This window comes from Aquaspirillum sp. LM1 (genome assembly GCF_002002905.1).
Lineage (GTDB): Bacteria > Pseudomonadota > Gammaproteobacteria > Burkholderiales > Aquaspirillaceae > Rivihabitans.
Window position 1 is genome coordinate 663,304 of record NZ_CP019509.1, and the last position, 22,611, is coordinate 685,914.

A 22,611-nucleotide genomic window follows, 5' to 3' on the forward strand; every position below is an offset into this window, starting at 1 on the left:
CAAGATATGAACGGTAAATACTACTACGGTACGGGTCGTCGCAAGAGCGCAGTGGCCCGCGTGTTCATGGCCAAGGGTAATGGCCAGATCACCGTCAACGGCAAGCCGCTGGACCAATACTTTGCCCGCGAAACCGGCCGCATGGTCGTGCGTCAACCGCTGACCCTGACTGAACACCTGGAAAGCTTCGACATCATGGTCAACGTGGTGGGCGGCGGCGAAACCGGCCAGGCCGGTGCTGTGCGTCACGGCATCACCCGTGCCCTGATCGACTTCTCCACCGAACTGAAGCCGACCCTGTCGGCTGCCGGTCTGGTGACCCGCGATGCGCGTGAAGTTGAACGTAAGAAGGTCGGTCTGCACAAGGCCCGCCGTCGCAAGCAGTTCTCCAAGCGTTAATCGCTGGACTGCCGAAAAAAGCCGCCTTGTGCGGCTTTTTTCATATCCTCGCTGGGGTTTTGCCGGCCTGGCCGGCTGGCCCAGCCTGACCGAAAGCGTCCGCTGTGCTGCTGTTGCAATAACCTTGCTGGCAAGTATGTTGATTTTCTGCCACGGCAGCGGATAATTCATTGATCTCATCCCCCTTTTCTGCTGGAGAATTTCCACCATGACCGCTGCTGCCACTGAAATCCCGATGCCGTTTGTGTTTACCGACAATGCCTGCAACAAGGTCAAGGACCTGATTGCCGAAGAAGGCAACCCCGAGCTGAAACTGCGTGTGTTTGTCACCGGCGGCGGCTGCTCCGGCTTCCAGTACGGCTTTACCTTTGATGAAATCGCCAACGACGACGACACCCTGGTAGAAAAAGAAGGCGTGCAACTGCTGGTTGACCCAATGAGCTACCAGTATCTGGTGGGGGCAGAAATCGACTACCAGGAAAGCCTGCAAGGCTCGCAGTTTGTCATCAAGAACCCCAATGCCAGCTCCACCTGCGGTTGCGGTTCGTCGTTCTCGGTGTAAGCCCGCCTGCTGCACTGCAACGCGCCGGCGCATGCGCCCAGTATTTTTACTGATGCGCCCTGCGCTGGCCGCTGGCAAGGCTTGACGTCAGGTCAGCCGGCAGTGCAGACTGATTCTCCGCCTGCGCCCCAAAAAAGCCCAAGCCCCTGCTTGGGCTTTTGCCGTCACAGCACCGTCACTGCTGAACGGCACAATCGGCGCGGTATCCGTGGGCAGAGATGACTTGACTGAACAGGTATTATGAAGACTTCGCTTCCTCCCGCTATTGTGTTGCCCAAGCTGCCCCCGATTCAGCGTGAATTTGTCTTCACCGACGACGACTTCGACCGCATCCGCCGCTTTATCCATCAGCGCGCCGGAATTGCGCTCAACCCCAGCAAAAAAGACATGGTGTATGGCCGTCTGGTGCGGCGCATCCGCACCCTGCAGCTGGGATCGTTTGCCGCCTATCTGGAACTGCTGTTTTCTGCCGACCGGGGCCGGGAAGAGCTGGAGCACTTTGTCAACGCGCTGACCACCAATCTGACCTATTTCTTCCGCGAAGAGCATCATTTTCCGATCCTGGCCGACCACCTGCGCAGCCGCAGCGGCGATATCCAGATCTGGTGTTCAGCTGCCTCTACCGGCGAAGAGCCTTACTCGCTGGCCATGACGGCGCTGGAAGCCGCCAGTTCAGGCGTGCGCCAGTCGGTCAGCATTCTGGCCACTGACCTGGACACCAATGTGCTGCGCACTGGCGCGGAAGGCATTTATGGCGCAGAAGCCATCAACAAGCTGCCCAGCGGCATGGCCCAGCGCTACTTCGACCGGCTGGACGAGCAGCGCTGGCAGGCCAAGCCGGCCTTGCGCCAGATGATCCGCTTCCAGCCGCTGAACCTGGTGGACCCGCAATGGTCGATCCGGGGGCCGTTTGACGCCATTTTCTGCCGCAATGTGATGATTTACTTCGACCGCGATACCCAGTTGGCCGTGCTGCGCCGCTTTGCGCCGCTGCTCAAGCCAGATGGCTTGCTGTTTGTTGGCCACTCGGAAAACTTTTACCACGCTACCGATTTGTTCCGCTTGCGTGGCAAAACGGTGTACGAACGGGTGAATGCGTTGTGATGGCAGATTAAATGCCAAGTAACAGGCTATGGCCGCTGGCGGTGGCCGTGTCATAATCGTGGCTGAGCAAGCGCAGACACCGCCCGTTAGGGCGGCAATGGCCGGTCTGAATGATTTGATTCCAACTTTTGTCAGCCCTGCCTTGTGGCAGCGGGTTTGGCGTAGGGCGAGATAACCGTATGAAAGTCGTGGTGTTGGGCGCAGGGGTAGTTGGGGTTTCCACCGCCTGGTTTCTGACCAAGGCCGGTCATGAAGTGATTGTGATCGACCGGCAGGCGCAGGCCGGGGTGGAAACCAGCTATGCCAATGGCGGGCAGATTTCGGTCAGCCAGTCGGAGCCATGGGCCAACCCTGGCACGCCGATGCGGGCGCTCAAGTGGATGTCGCACGAAGATGCACCGTTGCTGTTCCGCTGGCGGCTGGACAGCCGGCAATGGGCGTGGGCGCTGAAGTTTCTGGCCGAATGCCGGCCAGGCCGCGCCAAGCAGAATATCCGCCAGCTGCTCAACCTGGGCCTGTACAGCCGGCAAACCCTGCAGGACATCCGGGCCGAAACCCATATTCAGTACGACCAGCAAACCCGTGGCATTCTGGCCATTTACCAAAGCCAGCAGGCGCTGGATGAAGCGGCCAACACCTGTTTGCTGATGCAGACCTACGGCATGGACCGCAAGGTGGTTACCCGCGACCAGATTGCCGAAATCGAACCCGCGCTGCGTCATATGGTGCCCAAGCTGGCTGGCGGTACCTATTGCCCGAGTGACGAATCCGGCGATGCGCGCATGTTTACCCAGCGTCTGGCCGCCCTGTGCGCCGAGGCTGGCGCCGAATTCCGCTATCACACCCGCATCAATGCCCTGCTGACCCGTGGCAGCAGCCTGAGCGGGGTGTCGATTACCGGCCCGGATGGCCAGTACGAAACCCTGACGGCTGACGCTTTTGTAATGGCGATGGGCAGCTATTCGCCGCTGCTGGCGCGCACCATCGGCATCAAGCTGCCGATTTATCCGGCCAAGGGCTATTCCGCCACCGCGCCGATTGAAGAGCCGGAAGTGGAAGTGCAGAACGGCGAGTTTGTCGAAGGTGACAATGCGCCGATGGTCAGCATCACCGATGAAGAAAACCGCCTGGTGTTTTCCCGGCTGGGCGACCGCCTGCGTGTTGCCGGCACGGCAGAATTCAATGGCTATTCCACCGAACTGAACGCGGTGCGCTGCGCGGCGCTGATCAACCGCGCCAAGCAGCTGTTTCCGGGCGCTGCCGACTACAGCAATGCGATGTTCTGGACTGGCCTGCGCCCGGTTACCCCATCGAATGTGCCACTGATTGGCCGCACCAAAGAATATAAAAACCTGTTTCTCAACACCGGCCACGGCGCGCTGGGCTGGACCCAGGGCGCTGGCTCTGGTCGGGCGCTGGCCGACATCATCAACGGCGACCGCCCGGAAGTGGACTTCCGCTTTATCGGCCTGTAACCCCGGCCTGCCGCCCGCACGCCGTACAGTGTTGCCACTGTGCGGCGTTTGCGTTGCCGGCGCGCCCTTTGCAAGGACTGTTTATGCCATCCATTCAATTTGGCACCCCGCTCTCGCCCACGGCGCTCAAGGTCATGCTGCTGGGCAGCGGCGAACTGGGCAAGGAAGTGGTCATCGCCCTGCAGCGGCTGGGGGTGGAAACCATCGCCGTGGACCGCTACCCCAACGCCCCGGCCATGCAGGTGGCACATCGCAGCCATGTGATTGCCATGACCGACGCCGCCGCGCTGCGCGCGCTGGTGGAAAGCGAGCGTCCGCACCTGATTGTGCCGGAAATCGAGGCGATTGCCACCGACGAGCTGGCGCGCATCGAAGCCGATGGCCTGGCTGAAGTGATTCCCACCGCGCGCGCCGCGCAACTGACCATGAACCGCGAAGGCATCCGCCGGCTGGCTGCGGAAACCCTGGGCCTGCCCACCTCGCCGTATGCCTTTGCCGACAGCCTGGCCGAACTGCAAGCCGCCATCGATGCCGGCATCGGCTATCCGTGCGTGATCAAGCCAGTGATGTCGTCCAGCGGCAAGGGGCAAAGCCTGGTGCGTGGCCCGGAGGATGTGGCCCCTGCCTGGGATTACGCCGCCAGCGCCGGGCGGGTGGACGCAGGGCGGGTGATTGTGGAAGGCTTTATCCAGTTTGATTACGAAATTACCCAGCTGACCGTGCGCGCCTGCAATACCGATGGCAATGTCGAGACGTACTTTTGCGAACCGATTGGCCATATCCAGCAACACGGCGACTACGTGGAAAGCTGGCAGCCGCAGGCGATGAGCCCGCTGGCCCGGCAGAAGGCGCGCGACTACGCTCAGGCGGTGGTGGATAATCTGGGCGGACGCGGCCTGTTTGGGGTGGAGCTGTTCATCCGGGGGGACGAGGTGTGGTTTTCGGAAGTCAGCCCGCGCCCGCACGACACCGGCCTGGTGACGCTGGCCAGCCAGACCTTGAGCGAATTTGAACTGCACGCCCGCGCCATCCTCGGCCTGCCGGTGGATGTGGCCATGCGTGTGCCGGCTGCGGCCAGCGCGGTGATCTACGGCGGCATGGAAGCGCAAGCCATCGGCTTTGACGGCGTAGCCCACGCGCTGGCCGTGCCCGGCAGCGACCTGCGCCTGTTTGGCAAGCCGGAAAGCTTTGCCCGCCGCCGCATGGGCGTGGCGCTGGCCAGCGCCGAGCACGAAACCCAGGCCCGCGAGCGCGCCAGGCTGGCCGCCAGCCGCGTTATCCCCGTCCAACGAAAGCCCTGACCATGACCACCGCCACCCCGACCGAAGCCAATCCGATGCACACCGTCACCCCGTACCAGCTGCTGGGTGGCGAGGCCATGCTCACCCTGCTGGTTGATCGTTTTTACAATGTGATGGAGCACGACCCGGCAGTGGCAGAAATCCGCCGCCTGCACCCGGCAGATCTGGAAGGGTCACGGCAGAAGCTGTTCATGTTTTTGTCCGGCTGGCTGGGTGGCCCCAATCTGTATATGGAGCAATTTGGCCACCCGCGCCTGCGCGCCCGTCATCTGCCGTTTCCGATTAACCAGTCTGCCAGCGACCAATGGATGTACTGCATGGAACACGCCTTCGAGGGTCTGGCGGTGGACCCGACCCTGCGCGAGCAACTGATGGCCGCCTTGCGCAATACCGCCAATTTCATGCAGAACCAACCCCCTGCCTGAGCCCGGAGACCCCTCATGCCACACTGGCCCGCCCTGCTGGGCATCACCGTCGCCATCGGCATCGGTGCCGCCAGCCCCGGCCCCAGCTTTGTGATGGTGGCGCGTACTGCCGTCAGCCAGGGCCGTTCCCACGGCCTGCTGGCCGCCGCCGGCATTGGAACCGGTGGGCTGGTGTTTGCCGTTCTGGCGCTTTTGGGTCTGCACAGCGTGCTCAGCCTGTCCTCCATGCTGTATCTGGCGCTGAAACTGGCCGGTGGGCTGTATCTGGCCTGGCTGGGCTGGCGCATCTGGCGCGGTGCCCGCCTGCCCTTGCTCATTGACAGCGCCGAAACAGCGCCGCCGGCGCGCCGGGCTTTTGCCACCGGCCTTTTCACCCAATTGAGCAATCCGAAAACCGCCATTGTCTACACCAGTGTCTTTGCCGCCTTCCTGCCCGCCCAGCCTGATCTGACCTTCAAGCTACTCACTGCCCTGGCGGTGCTGCTGGTGGAAACTGGCTGGTACACCCTGGCCGCGTGGGCGCTCTCCGCGCCTTTGCCCCGCCAGGCTTACTTGCGCGGCAAAACCTGGGTGGATCGTGTGGCTGGGGGAGTGATGATGGCGCTGGGGCTGAAACTGGCGCACGGGGCGCTGGAATGAACCCGGTAAAATGAAAACCGAACGGCCCACGGTTTTATTTGGAAAAACCGTGGGCCGTTCGGTTTCAGCCGGCGGCACCCGGCTGGGTTACCCCAACAATCGCAGGGCACCCAATCCCTAACCCGGCTGCCCATCCGCGCGTGGCCGCATGTACACCGGCAGAAACTGCCCACCCCAGCGCGCCCAGATCAGCAGCCAGCCCAGCGCCACCAGCACATACAGCAGATTGCGCGCTGGCTGTGGTGCGGCTTCGGCCAGTACCCGCAGCAGCGCCACGCCGTGCAGCGCCAGATACAGCCGCCACAGCCAGGGGGCAGCCACCAGCGGCTGGCCGGAATGCCCCAGCGATACCCGGCTGACAAAGCCCATCATCAAGGTGCTGAACAGCCCGATTGTCAGCGCATGCACTGGTGCGCTGCCCAGTGACGGCCAGATGGCTGCCAGCGCATGCAGCGCCAGCGCCAGCGCCGCCCAGGCAAACGACAGATGCAGCATGGCCAGCAGCCGGTTGCGCCAACAGCGGCGCACGCCCCAGCGCCAGCTGGTATACGCCAGCAGCCCGGCAAACAGTGCATCCCAGCCCGCGCACAGCAGCGGCCAGTCCAGCAGGGTCAGCGCGGTGTGCCCCAGGCTGCCCAGCCAGAACCCCAGCAGCAGCGAATATGGCCGCCACGGTTGGTAAGGTTGCAGCACACTGGCACTGAAAAACGGCAGCATGCGATGGCTGACCGTCAAGAATACCGGCAGCAGAAATCCCCACAGCGCCAGCGTGCGCATCAGCCCCCACGCCCAGCCCGCGCCGCTGATCACCCAGCCCAGCCCGGCCAGCGCGCCTGCCGCGCCCAGGCCAAACGCCAGCGCCACGGCCCAGGCATGGTGACGGTCGGGCTGACGGCTGGCATGAATGCAGCGCAGCCAGCTGGCCAGCAAACCGAGCATGCCCAGGGCGATCAGGCCGTGGCCCAGCTCCTGGCTGATGCGCCCACCGCCCAGCTGGCCCAGCAGCAGCATCAGGTTGGCCAGCCCCCACACCGCCACCAGCGCCAGATAGTGGGCGCGGGGCGGCGGCGGCACGGCCAGCCACTTGGGGCCGGCAGTGAAGATGAACCCGGCCATGAACGGGGCAAACAGGCCATACAGCATCCAGTGGCCATGCACCAGCATGGCCGGCAGGCTGGCGTCGGCCCAGTCCTGGCCGAGCGCACGGCCCAGCAACACCGCCCCCCACCACAGCATGGCGGTCATGACCGCCAGCGTGCCAGTGGCAAACAGCGCCCGATGCGGCGCAGACAAAGCAGTGGAGAACATCAGGCTTTCCTTGAGGCTGGTGACCCGGCATTGTCCGCGCCCTGGCTGGGCAAAAGACATGATGCAGATCAAGCCTGGCCGGATGGGCCAGAATGGCCGGCCATTTTGCCGGTCAATCCTTGAACGCCTCAATCTGTACCGAGATTTTGATGTCGTCACCAATGCCCGGCATATAGCGGTTCATGCCAAACTCGCTACGCTTGATGCTGGCGCTGGCTTCTGCGCCGCACATGTCTTTTTTCATCATGGGGTGCGGGGCGCAGTAAAACTGGGAGATTTTCAGCTCAACCGGCTTGCTCACCCCCAGCAGGGTCAGCGTGCCGGTGGCGGAAATCGGGCGTTCGCCCACAAATTTCAGCGTGGTGGAGCGGTAGACCAGCGTGGGGAAGCGTGCCACGTTGAAAAATTCTTCGCCCCGCAGCGCTTCGTCGCGCTTGGGAAAGCCGGTGCTGATCGAGGCGGCGTCGATCATGATGTCGATCACCCCCTGCTGCGATGCGCCGTCCAGACGGATTTTGCCGCCCAGCTTGTCGAAGCGGCCACGCTGGATCGAATAACCCAGATGACCCACTTCAAAGTAGGCGTAGGTGTGGCTGGGGTCCGGGGTGTAGGTGGCCGGCAGGGCCAGGGCCGGGGTGGCCAGGGAAGCAAGCAGCAGGGCTGGCAGCAGGGCAAATCGGGACATCAGCATCTCCTGTTAGGCAAAGGGGGTGGAGCCGGGGCGGCGTGGGGTTCAGCGCATCCGCGCCAGCAGGGTATCTTTATCCAGCAACTGGTGTTTGACTACCCCGGCCAGGTGCAGCGCAATCAGCACCACGGTGACAAAGGCCAGCTGTCCGTGTGCGCCTTTCAGTGTGTCAAACAGCGCCGGGTCAGCGGCCACCAGGTCTGGTAGCGTGACCAGGCCCAGAAACACCACGCTATGGCCCTTGGCCGAGCTCATCAGCCAGCCGCTCAGTGGCAGGGCAATCATCAGCAAATACAGCTGCAGGTGTACGGCGCGGGCAATGGCGCGCTCCCACCACAGCGTGCTGTCTGGCAGCGGCGGCGGCGGGTTGCCCATGCGCCAGCCCAGCCGCACAAACGCCAGCAGCAGCACGGCCACGCCATTGGATTGATGCACGGTCATCAGCGCCTGCTTGTCTGCTGCATCCGGCAGGCTGCTCAGGTAGTAGCCCAGGGCCAGCCCGGCCATGATCATCAGGGCCATCAGCCAGTGCAGCAGTCGGGCCGGAAAAGGGTAGCGCAGCGGTGGGGTCATCGGAGGGCTCCAGCAAAATCATTTGGGTAGGAAAAAGGGCCACAGTGCCCGTGGCTGCCGGCCAGCCTGCCGCCACGGGCGCAATTGCCGCTAGGGTAGCAAATGCCGCGCGCATCTGCGCCCGTGCTGGCGAAAAATTCTGGCCGACGTGCGGTTTTCTGGCCTGGCGCGCCGGGTTTCAGGGGGAGCAGGATAACAAACTGTGCACGCCTTGGCGCAGGGCGCAGCATGCCACGGTGCGGCTTATGGCCAATACCATGGCACCATTCTCCGTGTGGCAAGGCTGACAAATGGCGTGGGCTCACCGCATAATCAGCGGGTCAGGCCGGTTTGTCGGCCTGACCCGCTGGCGGCGGTCTACCGCATTTCCTTTCTGAAAGCGTCTTTTTATGGCCATTACCGTTAACGGCGTCGAAATCACCGACGCCATGATCGAAAACGAACTGCCCCGTCATGTCGAGGCCGCACAGCCGCTGCAGCATGCCACCCACGAACTGGTGTTGCGCCAGCTGCTGCTGCAGGAAGCTGCCCGCCTGGGGCTGGACGGTGAGGACGACGACGCCCGGATCAATCAGGTGATCCAGCTGGAAGTTCCGCCGCCGAAAGTCAGCGAAGCCGACTGTCAGGCCTGGTATGCCGCCCATCCGGAAGCCTTTGTCACCGGCGAAACCGTGGCTGCCCGGCATATTCTGTTCCAGCCCTTGCAGGACGTGCCGCCCGCGTTGCTGCGCGCCAAGGCCGAAGGCGTGCTGAACGAGATTCTGGCCACGCCGGCGCGCTTTGCCGAACTGGCGCAAGAGCATTCTGCCTGTCCGTCGCGTGAAGAAGGCGGCGACCTGGGCATGCTGGCCCGTGGCCAGACCGTGCCGGAATTTGACGCCATGATCTTTACCCTGGAGCCGGGCCAGATTGCCGAAGAACTGGTGGAAACCCAGTTTGGCCTGCATATCATTCAGGTGACCCAGCGCAGCGAAGGGCAGACCGTGCCGTTTGAAGAAGTGCGCGACATGCTGGCCGAGCACCTGACCTCGCTGGGTCATGGCCAGTCGCTGCATCAGTTTCTGCATCTGCTGGTGGAACAGGCCGACATTCAGGGCGTGGACATGACCGATGCGCTGGTGCCGTTGCAAGGCTGAGACAGGACGGATTCCGCCCTGATCTAACCACACGGTACCCAGCACACCGCACCAGGCCAGCAGAAGATCTTCTGGTGGCCTGGTGCAGGCTGACGCTGGGTCGGTATCAGGGTGCCGCTGTGCTGCGGCGCAAATCTGGCAGCAACACCGCGCACACCCCCAGCACAGGCAGCCAGGCGCATAGCCGGTAGACGGTTTCAATGCCGTAATGGTCGGCCAACTGGCCCAGCAGGCCGGCACCCACGCCGCCCACGCCAAAAGCAAAACCAAAAATCAGCCCGGACACCATGCCCACCCGGCCTGGCAGCAATTCCTGGGCGTACACCACAATCGCCGAAAATGCCGAGGCCAGAATCATCCCGGCCAGAAAGGTCAGCACCACGGTGCCGGCCAGATTGGCGTAGGGCACCAGCAGGCTGAACGGTGCCGCGCCCAGAATGGAAAACCAGATCACCCGCTTGCGGCCAATCCTGTCTCCCAGCGGGCCGCCAAGAATGGTGCCCAGCGCCACGGCAAACAAGAACACAAACAGATAAAGCTGGGCAGTTTGAATGCCCAGGCCAAAGTGTGCCATCAGATAAAACGTGTAGTAGCTGGTCAGGCTGGCCATATAAAAATACTTGGAAAACACCAGCAGTAGCAGCACCGCCATAATCAGCACAATCTGACGCTGGCTGAAGCGGCTGGCCAGCACCTGGCTGGCCTTGTGCTGGCGAGGATGGCGGGCGTACCAGTGGCCGACATACGCCATCACCCCCATGGCCAGCAGTGCCACCGCCGAAAACAGCGCCACACTGGACTGGCCATGTGGGTAGATCACCGCCGCTGCCAGCAAAGGCCCCAGCGCCGATCCGGCATTGCCGCCCACCTGAAACAGCGACTGGGCAAACCCGGCCTTGCCGCCCACCGCCGCCATCCGCGCCACCCGTGAGGCTTCCGGATGAAAAATCGACGAGCCCATCCCCACCAGCGACGCTGCACACAGCAGCACGGCAAAGCTGCCGGCCTGCGACAGCAGCAGCAGCCCGACCAGAGTAAAGCCCATGCCGGCCACCAGCGAATACGGCAGGGGTCGGCGGTCGGTATACAGCCCCACCATCGGCTGCAGCAGTGAGGCGGTACACTGGTAAGTGAGCGTCAACAGGCCAATCTGGCCAAAACTCAGCCCATAATTGCCTTTGAGCAGCGGGTATACCGCCAGAATCATCGACTGGATCATGTCATTCAGGCAGTGACAAAAACTGATCGCCCCCAGAATGCGGGGGCGTTGGGTGTCAACCAGAGACGGGGTGACGGTGATGGTGGACATGCAACACTTCTCCGGAAAGGCAGACAGAAACCACGAGGACAGGCCTGATGCTTGGGCAGGATGGAGGCAGGCCGCCGCATGGTCAGCACGCGATGGCAAGAGGCTTTATCCATCATAAAGCGGGCTGGCTGCATATGACTATTGGTAGTTTTACTTAATTTGTCATTTTTCAGGATGGGCGTGTGCCGCCTGGTGCCGGCCAGATGGCCCAGGGCACCGGCTGGCTGCTGCCCTGGCCCCAGCCAGATTAGCGCTGGTGCAGGAGGCGATGGTCTGCTTCTACCCGCCGGGTAATCAGCTCCACCAACAGATGGCGCGCCAGATAGTCGGAAGCCACCGGTGTCAAATGGCCATAATCCCATGTGGTGATCCCCGTCTGGCGATCCTCGCCAATACGGGTCAGGCAGCCATCGGCATTGCAAAACACCGGCAGCGCATCGGCAAAGGCGATGTCTTCTCCGTTGCCAAAGTAGTGCTTCAGCGTGAGGTTAGTTTGGTGCACATTGATATCCACCCCCATCCAGGTGCGTTCGGGTGTATTAACCCATAGTTTACGCATGACCAGATTGGGTAAATCCATACGCCAATGTGGCGTAGGACCCACAATAATCACCTTTTTCACGCCATATCCTTGCAGAATCTGGCCCATCCGGTACAGCGTGGCCCCATCATGTTTAGCACTTTGTGCCATCACGACCACATCCGGCTGGGTTTGGCGAATGGTTTCGATGGCAAACCAGTTAGAGCGGGCACAATGATCACGGCTAGAATCAGATCCCACCAGCGTGGGGGCGCACTCCGAACTGGCCACCTGCAAGATTTGCCATTGCTTTGGCATGTTCTCACGCAGCCCTGAATACAACTGCTGGGCATGTGAGTCACCCCAAATCAACACAGCGCGAGGGTGTTTTTTGTCGCGCACATAGCATGCTGGAGCAATGTGGTTTAGCGGTACCCGATTAGCATGCCCCTGGCGGCGCTGATCCAGGTTATAGAAGTTGCATTCGTTACGGTAGTTTTCCAGCATATTGGTGGCGGTAAAATACTGCCACTGCGGTGAGTCATTTTCAAAATAAGCCGCAAAGCTGTGTTTGCCAGGTTCACGATAGCCATAACCATCCCACCCCTTTTGTTGGTAACACACATACCCGGCCAGGCCAAGTAATAGCATCAACCCTAATAATACCCAGGCTTTGGTATACGTGGTGTGCCCATGGCGCAAGGGTTTTTCAATCAGCTGGACGCTGACCCAGGATAAAAAGACACATAGCGCCATCAGCTGCAAGGTTTCAAACGGTGAGATTTCTTCACCCAGGATATGGATGAAAGCCAGCATCGGCCAGTGCCACAAATACAAGGGAAAACTGATCAAGCCAAACCAGACCACCCACCGGTGTGACAGGAACACCCGGTTGATCCAGGATTGGTCCCCTGCGGCAATCAGGAGTGCGCAGCCCAAAGTTGGAAACAATGGCCAGGGGCCAGGAAAGTTGGTGTGCTCATTAATCAGGAAAAACCCTAATCCGATCAAGGTCAATCCTGTTATCGATGCCAGATTCTGCCAGTAGGCAGAGCGCGTGGACGGTAGCCATTGTGGCTTGAACTGGGTTAAGCAGGCCAGGATGGCGCCTATCAACAATTCCCAGGCACGGGTAAGCGGCGCATAAAACGCCATACTCAGATCATATTGGCTGATAAGCAGATTAAATGTGAAGGAGGCGATGGCGAGCCCCAGAGTCAGCTTGAGCAAATTCAGCCGGAGGCGCCAGCCCAGATACAAGATGACTGGCCAGGCAATATAAAACTGTTCTTCAATTCCCAGCGACCATAAATGCAGTAGTGGCTTATTCTCTGCAGCTTTTTCGAAATAACCACTTTCCCGCCAGAGCATAAAATTAGACAGAAAGAGCGAGCCCCCTACAATATGCTTGCCCAACTGTTTGTATTCATCACTCAATAACAAAAACCAGCCAGCAATATGGCAAGAGGCCATCACTGCCAATAAAACTGGAAAAATCCGTCTGATTCGTCGGTCGTAGAAATCCATCAGATTAAACTGATGCTTCTCCAGGCCCGCCAGTAGGATGGTGGTGATCAAAAACCCGGAAATCACAAAGAAAATATCAACGCCAATAAATCCCCCTTTAAACCATTTGGGGTAGGCGTGAAAAATAACGACGGATAACACGGCCAATGCACGCAAGCCATCAATATCCGGGCGATACGTAGGGTGAGGTATTATAGGATGGGAGGGGAGGGTGTAAGCCGGAGTGTGGTTCATCGCGTGCCGCTGTTTTGCCTAAAATACACGCCATCAAACGGGTGTACTGGATTAACAACAATAGTGCACGCAAGTCAATACTGACGCTAATGCCGTAAATAAAGATTCAAGCGCAGTTCAGTCAGCACTTGTAGGAATGCCACATCATGTTGTTCAGTCTGTCAGCGTGCTACCACCAAATTGAAACGCTCGTTTCAGAGCATTAGATACAATTATATTCAACGGTAGCCTGTTTGCCTAGCAGAAATTAAGTAATTCTACGTGTTTTGTTGTTATGTGGTGCAATACAAGTATATATACGGGTATGTCAACTACGCGCCATTACACCACACATGCAACTTACTGCTCATCACTGCTGCCAGCCGCCGCCCAGCGCCTTGTACAGCGTCAGGCCGCTTTGCAGGCTGTCAAAGCGTGACTGGGCGCGGCTGTCGCGGCTGGCCACCCAGCTGCGCTGCACACTGAGCAGGCTGAGCTGATCCAGGCTGCCAATGCGCAGCTTGCCCTGGCTCAGGCGCAGGCTGCGTTCGGCGGCGTCCTGGGCACGGGCCAGCGCGGCATCGCGCTCTTGCTGGCGTGCCCAGCCCTCCAGCGCGTCCTCACCTTCTTTCAGCGCCGTCAGCACACTGCTGCGGTAGGTTGCGGTCAGTTCGTCGCGCCGGGCGGCGTTGCGTTGCAGGCTGGCGTTCAACTGGCCGCCATCCCACAGCGGCGCGCTCAGCCCGGCAAGCAAGGAGGCGGCCAGCCCAGCCGGGCCGCTGCCCGCTGCCGACCAGGCGCTGCGCGCGCTAAGCGTCAGCCGGGGAAAAAATGCCGCCCTGGCCGCGTCCACATTGGCATCGGCGGCGGCCAGATTGGCCTCGGCCTGGCGAATATCGGGCCGACGGGTGAGCAAGCTGGCCGGCTGGCTGAGCGCCGGCAGCGCCGGCTGAATATCCGCCAGCGCCACGCTGCGCGCCTGAAACCCTTGCGGCGGCTGGCCGACCAGCATCGCCAGCGCGGTCAGTGCGGCGTAGCGCTGGGCCAGCAGGCTGGCGCGAGCGGCCTGTAGGGTGGCCAGCAATTGCTCTTGCTGGCTGAGATCCAGCGCCGATGCGCTGCCCACTCGCAGCCGGCCTTGCAGCCCGGTCAGAATCTGCCCGGCCAGGGTGATGTCATCCTGATTCAGCGCCACCCGCTCATCCAGCAGGCACAAGCGGAAGTACGCACTGGCCACATCGGTTTCCAGCACCAGCCGGCTGGCTTGGGCGGCAAACTGGCTGGCGGCCAGATCAGCCTGCGCGGCGCGGCTGCCCGCCGCCAGACGGCCCCATAGGTCTACTTCATACGCCAGGCTGATGCCGGCCTGCCAGCTTTCACTGTGGCTGTCCTGGCCGGCCAGGCGGCTCTGGCTGCTGCTGCGTGAGCCATCCGCGCTCAATTGCGGCAGCCGGCTGCCTTCGGTGCCGGCCAGGGTGGCGCGCGCCTGTGCCACCCGGCTGAGCGCCGCTTGCCAGCCAGGATTGTCTGCCAGCGCCAGCGCCTGCAAACGCAGCAGTTCCGGGCTGGCGTACGCCGACCAGCCGGGTGCCTGAAGCGCAGGGGCAGGCAGCGCCGCTTGCCACTGGCTGGCCGGCATGGCCGGTTTGACCAGCGGTGCCACCTGGCTGCCGCAGGCAGTCAGCGCCGCCAGTGGCAGCAACAAGGTCAGACGGGGGAGCCAGGAAGGTGTCAGCATGATGGAGGTCATTTCAAAAAAGTGAGTCTGTTCGGGGCAAGCCGGTCTGCCGGGATGGGCAACGCCAGCTCACTCCGATGCCAGCGCCTGCACCGGGTCCATTTGTGCGGCCTTGCGTGCGGGCAGGTAGCCAAACAGGCAGCCGGTGGCAAAGGCGCAGGAAAACGCCAGCACCGCTGGCCAGGGCGAAAACGCCACGCTGACCCCGGCGCTGCCGGCCAGCAGCGCGCTGATCAGGCCAAGCACAATGCCCAGCGCGCCGCCCACCCCGCACACCACAATCGCCTCGATATTGAATTGCAGCAAAATATCGCGCATGCGCGCACCTGTGGCCATGCGCACGCCGATTTCGCGGGTGCGCTCGGTCACCGACACCAGCATGATGTTCATCACGCCAATGCCGCCCACCAGCAGCGAAATGGCCGCCACCGAGCCCAGCAGCACGGTCAGGGTGTTTTGCGTTTCGCTGGCGGTTTCCAGAATCGACGCGGTGTTGCGCACCTGAAAATCCTCGGTCTGGTGGCGGGCCAGCAGGCGTTCGCGCACGGCGCTTTCCACCGCGTCAATCTGCTCGACATCTTTTACCCGCACAGTCACCGAACTGGCGTACTGCTTGCCAAAAATCCGCATGAAGCCGGTGGTCAGCGGCACCAGCACCACATCGTCCTGGTCGCTGCCAAACGGGGTGGCCCCTTTGGCCCCCAGCACGCCCACCACCTCAAACGGCACATTTTTCACCAGCACATAGCGGCCCAGCGGCGAGCGGCCATCAGGAAACAGCGTGCTGGCCACCGTGCTGCCCAGCACAATCACCGGGGCGTAGCTGTTCAGGTCGGTCTGGCTGAAAAACAGCCCTTCGGCCATTGGCCAGTCGCGCACACTGGGGTAGCTGGGCCACACGCCTTTCACCTGGGTGCGGTAGTCCAGATTGCCCACCCGCAAGGTGACGCTGCTGCCGCGTTCTGGCGACACCGCTTCCACGCCGGGCAGGGTTTGCAGCGCTTCGGTGTCCGCCAGGGTCAGCGAGGCCAGCTCACCACTGGGGCGCACCCCCGGCGCACCGGGGCGCACCAGCAGCAGATTGGTGCCCATGGCGGAAATCCGCGCCAGCACCTCCTGCTTGCCGCCATCGCCAATCGCCATCATCGCCACCACCGCTGCCACGCCGATGATGACCCCGAGCAAGGTCAGCACGGTGCGAAACACATTGGCGCGCAGTGCGGTGAACGCCATGCTCAGTGACTCGCCCAGTTCGGCCCGCAACGAGGGCTGGCCAGAAGGCGGGCGCGGCGGTGGCGGCGCGCTGCTGCGCGGGGCCGGGCCGCTGTCGGATTCAACCTGGCCATCGCGCAGACGCACAATCCGTTCCGCGTGACGGGCAATGTCCAGATCGTGGGTAATCAGGATGATGGTGCGGCCTTCGCTGTGCAGTTGCTTGAGCAGCGCCAGCACATCCTGGCCGCTGCGGGTGTCCAGCGCGCCAGTGGGTTCGTCGGCCAGCACCACCGGCGCATCGTTGATCAGTGCGCGGGCAATCGATACCCGCTGCTGCTGACCGCCAGACAGCTGCGATGGACGATGGTCGGCGCGCTCGGCCAGACCCAGCTTGCCCAGCAGGATGCGCGCCCGCTGCTGGCGGTCGGCCAGCGTCAGGCCGGCGTAAATGGCTGGCAGCGCTACATTGTCTGCTGCGGTGGCGGTGGTAATCAGGTTATAGCGCTGGAACACAAAGCCAAACGTATCGCGGCGCAGGCTGGCCAGGGTGTCGGCGTCCAGTGTGCTGACATCCTGGCCGTTCACCCGGTATACCCCGTCACTGGGCCGGTCCAGGCAGCCCAGCACATTCATCAGCGTGGACTTGCCGCAGCCGGACGGCCCGAGCAGGGCCACAAACTCACCTTGCTGGAGCGTCAGCGTGATGCCGTCCAGCGCCCGCACTTCGCTGTCACCGTTCGGGTAGCGGCGCGACACGCCGGCCAGTTCAATCAGCGGCGCGCTCACATCGGGCCTCCTGGCGGTGGCATGCCGCTGCTGGGTTTTTTGCTGCTGGCGCTGCTGTCCGCCGGTTTGCCCGACTTGCCAGGCTTGGTCGCCTTGCCATCGCTGACAATCAGCACGTCGCCAGCCTGCAGGCCGCTGGCAATGGCGGCTTCGGTGCGGCTGGCCAGCGCCACCTTGACTTTGCGTTGCGCCACCCCTTGTCCGCTCAGCACCCGCGCGCCGTACCACGCGCCGCCTTCGCCCAGCGGACGCAGCGCCGACAATGGCACAAGCGGCAGGTTCTCGGCCCGGCCCAGCACAAAGAAGGTTTGTGTGGTCATGCTGGTCATCAACTGGCGGGCGCGGTTGTCGATATCAATCAGCACGGTAAACAGCACCACATCGTTGACTTTTTCCGGGGTGGGCAAAATCTGCCGGACCGTGCTCTGATAACGCTGCTCGGCGTGGCCCAGCGTGGTGAAATACACCGGCATGCCGGCCTTGAGCTGGGGAATATCCGCTTCGGCCACCTGGGCATTCACCGTCATCACCTCCAGATTGGCAATCCGCATCAGGGTGGGCGCTTGTTGTGATGAATTCACCGTCTGGCCCTTGAACACCGGTTGTGACACCACCACCCCGCTCATTGGCGCATAAATCTTGGTGTAGCCCAGATTGGCCTCGTCACCTTGCAAGGTAGATTCCGCCTTGTCGATCTGCGCCACCAGCGATGCCAGCGCTGCTTGCGCCTGCACCACGGCGGCGTCAGCAGCGTCGGCGGCTTCCTGGCTGCCCGCGCCCAGGCTGAGCAGCTCATGGCTGCGGGTTTTTTGTACTTCGGCCAGTTGCCATACCGACTGCTGACGGGCGCGCTGCGCCTGCAGGTCGCGCAGGCTGGCCCGGTCGGCGGCTACGCGGGTGGCGTACACCGTTGGGTCGATTTCTGCCAGCAACTGACCTTTTTTGACGGTATCGCCAATCTTGACGTGCAATTCGCGTAACTGCCCGGACACCTGAGTGCCCACATCGACATAGTCTTTGGGCTGTACATTGCCCAGTGCCGTGACCACTTTTTCCAGCGTGCCCAGCGCCACCGTGTGGGTAACGTAGGCGGGTTGGCTATGGCTGCCCCACTGGCGGTAGGCCAGCCCGGCCACCAGCAGCACGGCCAGCGCCAGCACTGGCCAGCGCAGACGGTGCAGCAGCGGCTTGATTGCAACTTTCACGGTGAGGTCCTCCAGGAAAACCCCCTGTGCCAGGGGGCGGTTCCCCTCGGCAGGCACCGCACGGCAGGCGTATCTGGGCAAGGGGACAAGATGAGGTATTGAAACAGCGGGATGTGTCGGCAGGGTGTCAGCCGGGCGGGGTTTTGTAACGTAGTGTAACCGGTAAGTTAAATGCAGTTAGGGTGCTTGGCCCATTCCATTACACACAAGTAGCCAGTCGCTTTAAGATACGGGCCTTTCTCGCCAACGAGCGCCGCCATGGACTGGGCAGAAGAAGAATTAAAAACCCTGAACCTGGATGACGCTAGTAGCCAGTCACGTTGAAACACGAGGGTACCTGCGAGCAAGCCGACGTCGGATGTCTTGCTTTATTTATTTCAACACAACATCTTGATTTGACACAGCGAACCATCCGCCGCACCCCACCGCGTCATTCCCGCGCAGGCGGGAATCCAGGGGCATCCACAGCGCGCTGACTATCCGACAACGCTCAACACCCACAGCGCACGCTGTAGCTCGGTCTGGGTTCCCGCCTGCGCGGGAACGACACGTCAGGTGAAACGCATGCCGAAAGCGGTCTAGCTGCCAGTCACGATGATATGAACAGATAATAGGCACAGCTGCTGCATACAGGACGGCACAACCCCGCTGAGGAAACCACCATGCCCACCATCAAGTATCGTGTCACGTTGACAGATGACGAAGTCGAAATGCTGGAAGCCATACTGTGCAAGGGCAAGTGCGCAGCGCGCAAGCAAACGCGGGCCAGGATACTGCTGAAGGCGGCAGCGGGCTGTAAGGATACGGCGATCATGGAAGCCCTGGCCGTGTCCGCCACCATGATCCACCACACCCGGCAACGATGTGTCGAAGAAGGCGTCGAAGCCGCGTTGAGCGATAGACCGCGTCCTGGAAAAGCACCGAAATTGACGGATAAGCAATGCGCCCATGTGATTGCCACCGCCTGTACCCCACCTCCCGCCGGACATGACCACTGGACCTTGCGTCTGTTGGCCGACAAGGTCGTACAACTGGGATACGCCGATTCGTTCAGTCACGAAACGGTGCGTCGGCTTTTAAAAAAACACCTTAAAACCGTGGCAGGTGCAGGAGTGGTGTATTCCTGAGGTCGGCGCCGAATTTGTTGCGCCGATGGAAGATCTGCTTGATTTGTACGCAGAACCCTATGATCCGGCACGCCCGGTCATCTGCTTCGACGAAAGCCCGAAGCAACTGATTGGTGAGGTGCGTGAACCCATACCGCCACAACCCAGCGCGCCCGCTCGTCAGGATACTGAATACAAGCGCAACGGCGTGCGCAATCTGATGATGATCTGCGAACCGAAGCGGGGCTGGCGGGATGTACTGATCATGCAGCGCCGCACCAAGATCGACTTTGCTCACGCCATGCAGCACATCGTCGAATGCTACCCGGACGCGGAAGTGATTCGGGTTGTTCTGGACAACCTGAACACCCACAAAACAGCCTCTCTCTACGAAGCGTTTCAGCCAGAAGAAGCCCGCGCCATTGCCAGGAAGCTGGAGTTTCACTACACCCCCAAGCATGGCAGCTGGCTCAACATCGCTGAGCTTGAGCTGGCGGTGCTGTCTAACATGTGTTTGTCGCAACGTATCGCCGATGAAGAAATGCTGCGACGCGAGGTTGAGGCCAATGTGCGTGAACGCAACGCCAACGCCATCCCCGTCAAGTGGAAGTTCTCCACTCAGGATGCCCGGCGTAAGCTTGCTCGTCTTTATCCTCGCGTTTCAACGTGACTGGCTACTAGTAGCCAGTCACCATGATCTGAATCGACTGACAGGCGACTCGACCGCTTTCGGCATGAGTTTCACCTCAGGTGTCGTTCCCGCGAAGGCGGGAACCCAGACCGCGCCACAGCGGGCGCGGTGGGCATGGCGCAGGTAAGCGCTCGTGAGAACTCACCCCGCTGTGCGCTGTGGACACGCCTGGATTCCCGCCTGCGCGGGAATGACGCGGTGGGGCGCGGCGAGTGGTTCGTCGTGGAACGTGAGCCATCGTGTTTCAACGTGACTGGCTACTAGGCTCAATGCTTGCGCCGTGCTGTTGGCCGAACGACTGAGCAACAAACCCACCGAAAACATCCCCGGAGTCTGTCACGGGCCGAAACACAAGCTGCTTATTGCCTGCTATCCAATGCCAAAACCTCATGGCAAGCGCGCTACCGCAGACCTGGCAAGTCTATATCGCTGATCGCGAAGCAGATATCTTGGTTTTACTCATCAAAGCCCATGATCTTGGACACGCAGCCGACTACCTGATTCGCTGCCTGCCTGGCGGCGGCAAGCTCTGGACTCGGCTGGAACAGGTGCAGCCGTTGGGAAGCATGACCTTCTCGCTACCGGCAGGACGAGGGCGCAAAGCATGCACAGTCACTCAGCGACTGCGCGCAGAAAGCATTGAATTGAAGAGCGGCGAAAAGGAGATAGCGAGCCGGGGGCCAAGACGCTGTGGCTTGGACTACGTGACATTGCTGTGTGCGTTGAGGGATGCGCTTTGCTCGTGAGCTGTTGTGTACGATGTGTGTAATGAGATGACCCAGGCTGCCTTATAATCCGGCAAAGTACAAAACATGGCGGACTCACGACCGCCTCAGGGAGATTGTCCATGCGACTGAAAAGCGTTTCGATTGCGAACTTCAGGTGCTACCAAGAGGAAATCACTGTCAGGTTCGACGATCTGACCACCTTCATTGGTAAGAACGACATTGGGAAATCATCGGTCCTTGAGGCGCTGGAGATCTTCTTCAACAACGAGACTATCAAGATCGAGTCGGGTGACGCAAACGTCTACAGCAACGACACGAAGGTGTCTATCACCTGCGAGTTCTCCGAACTGCCGCCAAGCTTGACACTCGATGCGGGTGCGGTGACGACGCTCGCGGCAGAGTATCTGCTGACAGCGATCGGCACCCTCAAGATCCGCAAGGTATTCGACTGCAAGGGAGCCAAACCCACTGAGGAGGTCAGCCTGCTGGCGCACCACCCGACAGCGCCCGGTGTTGAAAATCTGCTCGATCTCAAAGAAAAGGATCTCCAGAACCTCGTCAAGAGGAAGGGGTTGGACGTCGCACTGAAGGGCAATCCCGGCATGCGGCAAGCACTATGGGCCAGCGAGCCCGACCTGCAGCTTACCGAGGTCACAATCCCTTTGAGCAAGGGTAAGGAAGACGGCAAAAAGATTTGGGACCAGTTGCAAGCCTACCTGCCGATGTTTGCCCTGTTCCAGAGCGACCGCAACAGCAAGGACTCCGACGGCGAAGTTCAGGCACCCATGATGGCTGCCGTGACCCAGGCTCTGGCCGAACTGCAGGCGGAGATTGAGGCGATCCAGGCCAAGGTGCGGCAGAAGGCCGAAGAAATCGCCAGCTTAACGCACGACGCTCTGAAGACCATCGACCCGAACCTCGCCAAAGAACTGACTCCGCAGTTCACCCCACCCACACAGTCAAAGTGGAAGGGCCTCTTCTCGATCAATATGGAAACTGACGACGGCATTCCGCTAAATAAGCGCGGGAGTGGCATCCGTCGGTTGATCCTGGTCAGCTTCTTCAAAGCTGCCGCCGAACGGCGTCTCGCCAGCGGCGGCAAAGCACGAAGCATCATCTACGCGATCGAAGAACCCGAGACCGCTCAGCACCCAAACAACCAGAAGATCCTGATCGAATCCTTCAAGACGCTAGCAGGGTATGACGGCTGCCAGGTCATCCTGACCACGCACAGCCCGGGGTTTGCGGCGGAATTGCCAACTGATAGCATCCGTTACGTCAGCCGCAACGAGGCGAAGAAGCCTTGCGTTGAGTCCGGCGTCGATGTTTTCGAGCATGTTGCCGCGGCACTCGGCCTTATGGCGGACAGCCGGGTGAAAGTCCTCATCTGCGTTGAAGGGCCGACGGACATCGATGCACTGAAATGCCTAAGCCGTGCACTGCACATTGCGGATCCAAAGCTGCCCGATCTTTCGAGCGATCCTCGTTTCGCATTCGTGCCATCCGGTGGGTCAACCCTGCAGCACTGGGTTGCCGAGCGCTACCTTTCAGGCCTCGGCCGCAAGGAGGCGCACATTTACGACAGCGACGTTCCCAACTACGGTAAGGCGGTTGCCGACGTAAACGCCCGCCAAGACGGCTCATGGGCTACTCAGACGTCGAAGCATGAAATCGAAAGCTACCTCCACCCTGCCGCCATCAAAGACGCGCTCGCGGTCGAAGTGGAAGTTGCCGATCACTTGAACACTGACGGAAATGCCGTGCCGAAGGCGGTCGCAATGGCACTGCACGCGGAAAACCCCGGTGGTGAGCCCAAGAAAGACAGTACGGTCAAGAAGCTACTCGCGAGGAAGGCCTTCCCTTGCATGACAGCAGAAAGACTCGCCGAGCGAGACCCAAATGGCGAGGTCAAAGGCTGGATGGCACGCTTGTCGAAAATGCTCTAGTTTCGTCACTGCGCGTT

General features: G+C 61.2%; 19 protein-coding genes. 11 read left to right on the plus strand and 8 right to left on the minus strand.

All coding sequences use genetic code 11. From position 1 onward, the window contains the following. The first annotated feature begins 6 nt into the window (after positions 1-6). The 7 genes from rpsI (at position 7) to BXU06_RS03000 (ending at position 5,905) form a co-directional block, all read left to right on the plus strand. A complete protein-coding gene (rpsI, locus tag BXU06_RS02970; RefSeq protein WP_077296678.1) occupies positions 7-399 on the plus strand; it encodes a 30S ribosomal protein S9 in 393 nt (130 codons plus the stop codon). Between the two features lie 235 nt (positions 400-634). After that, positions 635-961 carry an iron-sulfur cluster insertion protein ErpA gene (gene erpA, locus BXU06_RS02975; protein WP_253189555.1) on the plus strand — a complete coding sequence of 109 codons (327 nt, stop codon included), beginning with the start codon at positions 635-637 and terminating at the stop codon, positions 959-961. A gap of 240 nt (positions 962-1,201) precedes the next feature. Continuing rightward, positions 1,202-2,065 (plus strand): CheR family methyltransferase, encoded by an 864-nt coding sequence (locus BXU06_RS02980; protein WP_150125080.1) that lies wholly within the window; start codon positions 1,202-1,204, stop codon positions 2,063-2,065. 179 nt (positions 2,066-2,244) lie between these two features. Further along, entirely contained in the window at positions 2,245-3,540 is a 1,296-nt protein-coding gene (locus BXU06_RS02985) for a D-amino acid dehydrogenase (RefSeq protein WP_077296684.1), read from the plus strand. Between the two features lie 83 nt (positions 3,541-3,623). Next, positions 3,624-4,841, plus strand: coding sequence for a formate-dependent phosphoribosylglycinamide formyltransferase (gene purT, locus BXU06_RS02990; protein ID WP_077296686.1), 1,218 nt, complete (start codon positions 3,624-3,626; stop codon positions 4,839-4,841). Positions 4,842-4,843: 2 nt separating this feature from the next. Then, the gene (locus tag BXU06_RS02995; protein ID WP_253189510.1) at positions 4,844-5,266 is read left to right on the plus strand and encodes a group II truncated hemoglobin; all 423 of its coding nucleotides are present in this window, start codon (positions 4,844-4,846) and stop codon (positions 5,264-5,266) included. Positions 5,267-5,281: 15 nt separating this feature from the next. After that, entirely contained in the window at positions 5,282-5,905 is a 624-nt protein-coding gene (locus BXU06_RS03000) for a LysE family translocator (protein ID WP_077296688.1), read from the plus strand. Between the two features lie 117 nt (positions 5,906-6,022). Here BXU06_RS03000 and BXU06_RS03005 read toward each other — a convergent pair whose 3' ends face one another. Genes BXU06_RS03005 through BXU06_RS03015 form a run of 3 tightly spaced genes read right to left on the minus strand, consistent with a single transcriptional unit; the run spans position 6,023 to position 8,474 of the window. Beyond that, positions 6,023-7,273, minus strand: a complete 1,251-nt coding sequence (locus BXU06_RS03005; RefSeq protein WP_077296690.1) for an NnrS family protein — start codon at positions 7,271-7,273, stop codon at positions 6,023-6,025. Between the two features lie 52 nt (positions 7,274-7,325). Continuing rightward, positions 7,326-7,898 (minus strand): YceI family protein, encoded by a 573-nt coding sequence (locus BXU06_RS03010; protein ID WP_077296692.1) that lies wholly within the window; start codon positions 7,896-7,898, stop codon positions 7,326-7,328. A 48-nt stretch (positions 7,899-7,946) separates the two neighbouring features. Next, positions 7,947-8,474 carry a cytochrome b gene (locus BXU06_RS03015; protein ID WP_077296694.1) on the minus strand — a complete coding sequence of 176 codons (528 nt, stop codon included), beginning with the start codon at positions 8,472-8,474 and terminating at the stop codon, positions 7,947-7,949. Between the two features lie 389 nt (positions 8,475-8,863). On the opposite strand from BXU06_RS03015, the gene BXU06_RS03020 reads away from it, so the two are divergent. Beyond that, positions 8,864-9,610: a peptidylprolyl isomerase gene (locus BXU06_RS03020; protein WP_077296696.1), complete on the plus strand. Its 747-nt coding sequence runs from the start codon at positions 8,864-8,866 to the stop codon at positions 9,608-9,610. A gap of 106 nt (positions 9,611-9,716) precedes the next feature. Here the strand turns inward: BXU06_RS03020 and BXU06_RS03025 are convergent, their stop codons facing one another. From BXU06_RS03025 to BXU06_RS03045, 5 genes are all read right to left on the minus strand, one after another. After that, entirely contained in the window at positions 9,717-10,919 is a 1,203-nt protein-coding gene (locus tag BXU06_RS03025) for an MFS transporter (protein ID WP_077296698.1), read from the minus strand. Between the two features lie 247 nt (positions 10,920-11,166). After that, entirely contained in the window at positions 11,167-13,122 is a 1,956-nt protein-coding gene (locus BXU06_RS03030; RefSeq protein ID WP_171982094.1) for an acyltransferase family protein, read from the minus strand. 427 nt (positions 13,123-13,549) lie between these two features. Continuing rightward, positions 13,550-14,917, minus strand: a complete 1,368-nt coding sequence (locus tag BXU06_RS03035; protein ID WP_171982095.1) for an efflux transporter outer membrane subunit — start codon at positions 14,915-14,917, stop codon at positions 13,550-13,552. Between the two features lie 69 nt (positions 14,918-14,986). After that, a complete protein-coding gene (locus BXU06_RS03040; RefSeq protein ID WP_077296707.1) occupies positions 14,987-16,918 on the minus strand; it encodes a MacB family efflux pump subunit in 1,932 nt (643 codons plus the stop codon). Next, positions 16,915-18,123 carry an efflux RND transporter periplasmic adaptor subunit gene (locus BXU06_RS03045; RefSeq protein WP_171982096.1) on the minus strand — a complete coding sequence of 403 codons (1,209 nt, stop codon included), beginning with the start codon at positions 18,121-18,123 and terminating at the stop codon, positions 16,915-16,917. Before BXU06_RS03045 ends, BXU06_RS03040 begins: the two co-directional genes overlap by 4 nt. 662 nt (positions 18,124-18,785) lie before the next feature. Here BXU06_RS03045 and BXU06_RS03050 point away from each other — a divergent pair. From BXU06_RS03050 to BXU06_RS03060, 3 genes are all read left to right on the plus strand, one after another. Further along, positions 18,786-19,899, plus strand: a protein-coding gene (locus BXU06_RS03050; protein WP_150125082.1) for an IS630 family transposase whose coding sequence is annotated in 2 segments (ribosomal slippage) — positions 18,786-19,213 and positions 19,212-19,899 — 1,116 coding nt in all. Because the reading frame shifts where the segments join, the coding sequence is not laid out codon by codon here. Positions 19,900-20,563: 664 nt separating this feature from the next. Next, positions 20,564-20,689 (plus strand): IS4 family transposase, encoded by a 126-nt coding sequence (locus BXU06_RS18565; protein WP_374754323.1) that lies wholly within the window; start codon positions 20,564-20,566, stop codon positions 20,687-20,689. Between the two features lie 78 nt (positions 20,690-20,767). Continuing rightward, on the plus strand, positions 20,768-22,594 hold the full coding sequence (locus tag BXU06_RS03060) for an ATP-binding protein (RefSeq protein ID WP_077296711.1): 1,827 nt from the start codon (positions 20,768-20,770) through the stop codon (positions 22,592-22,594). The last annotated feature ends 17 nt before the right edge of the window (positions 22,595-22,611 follow it).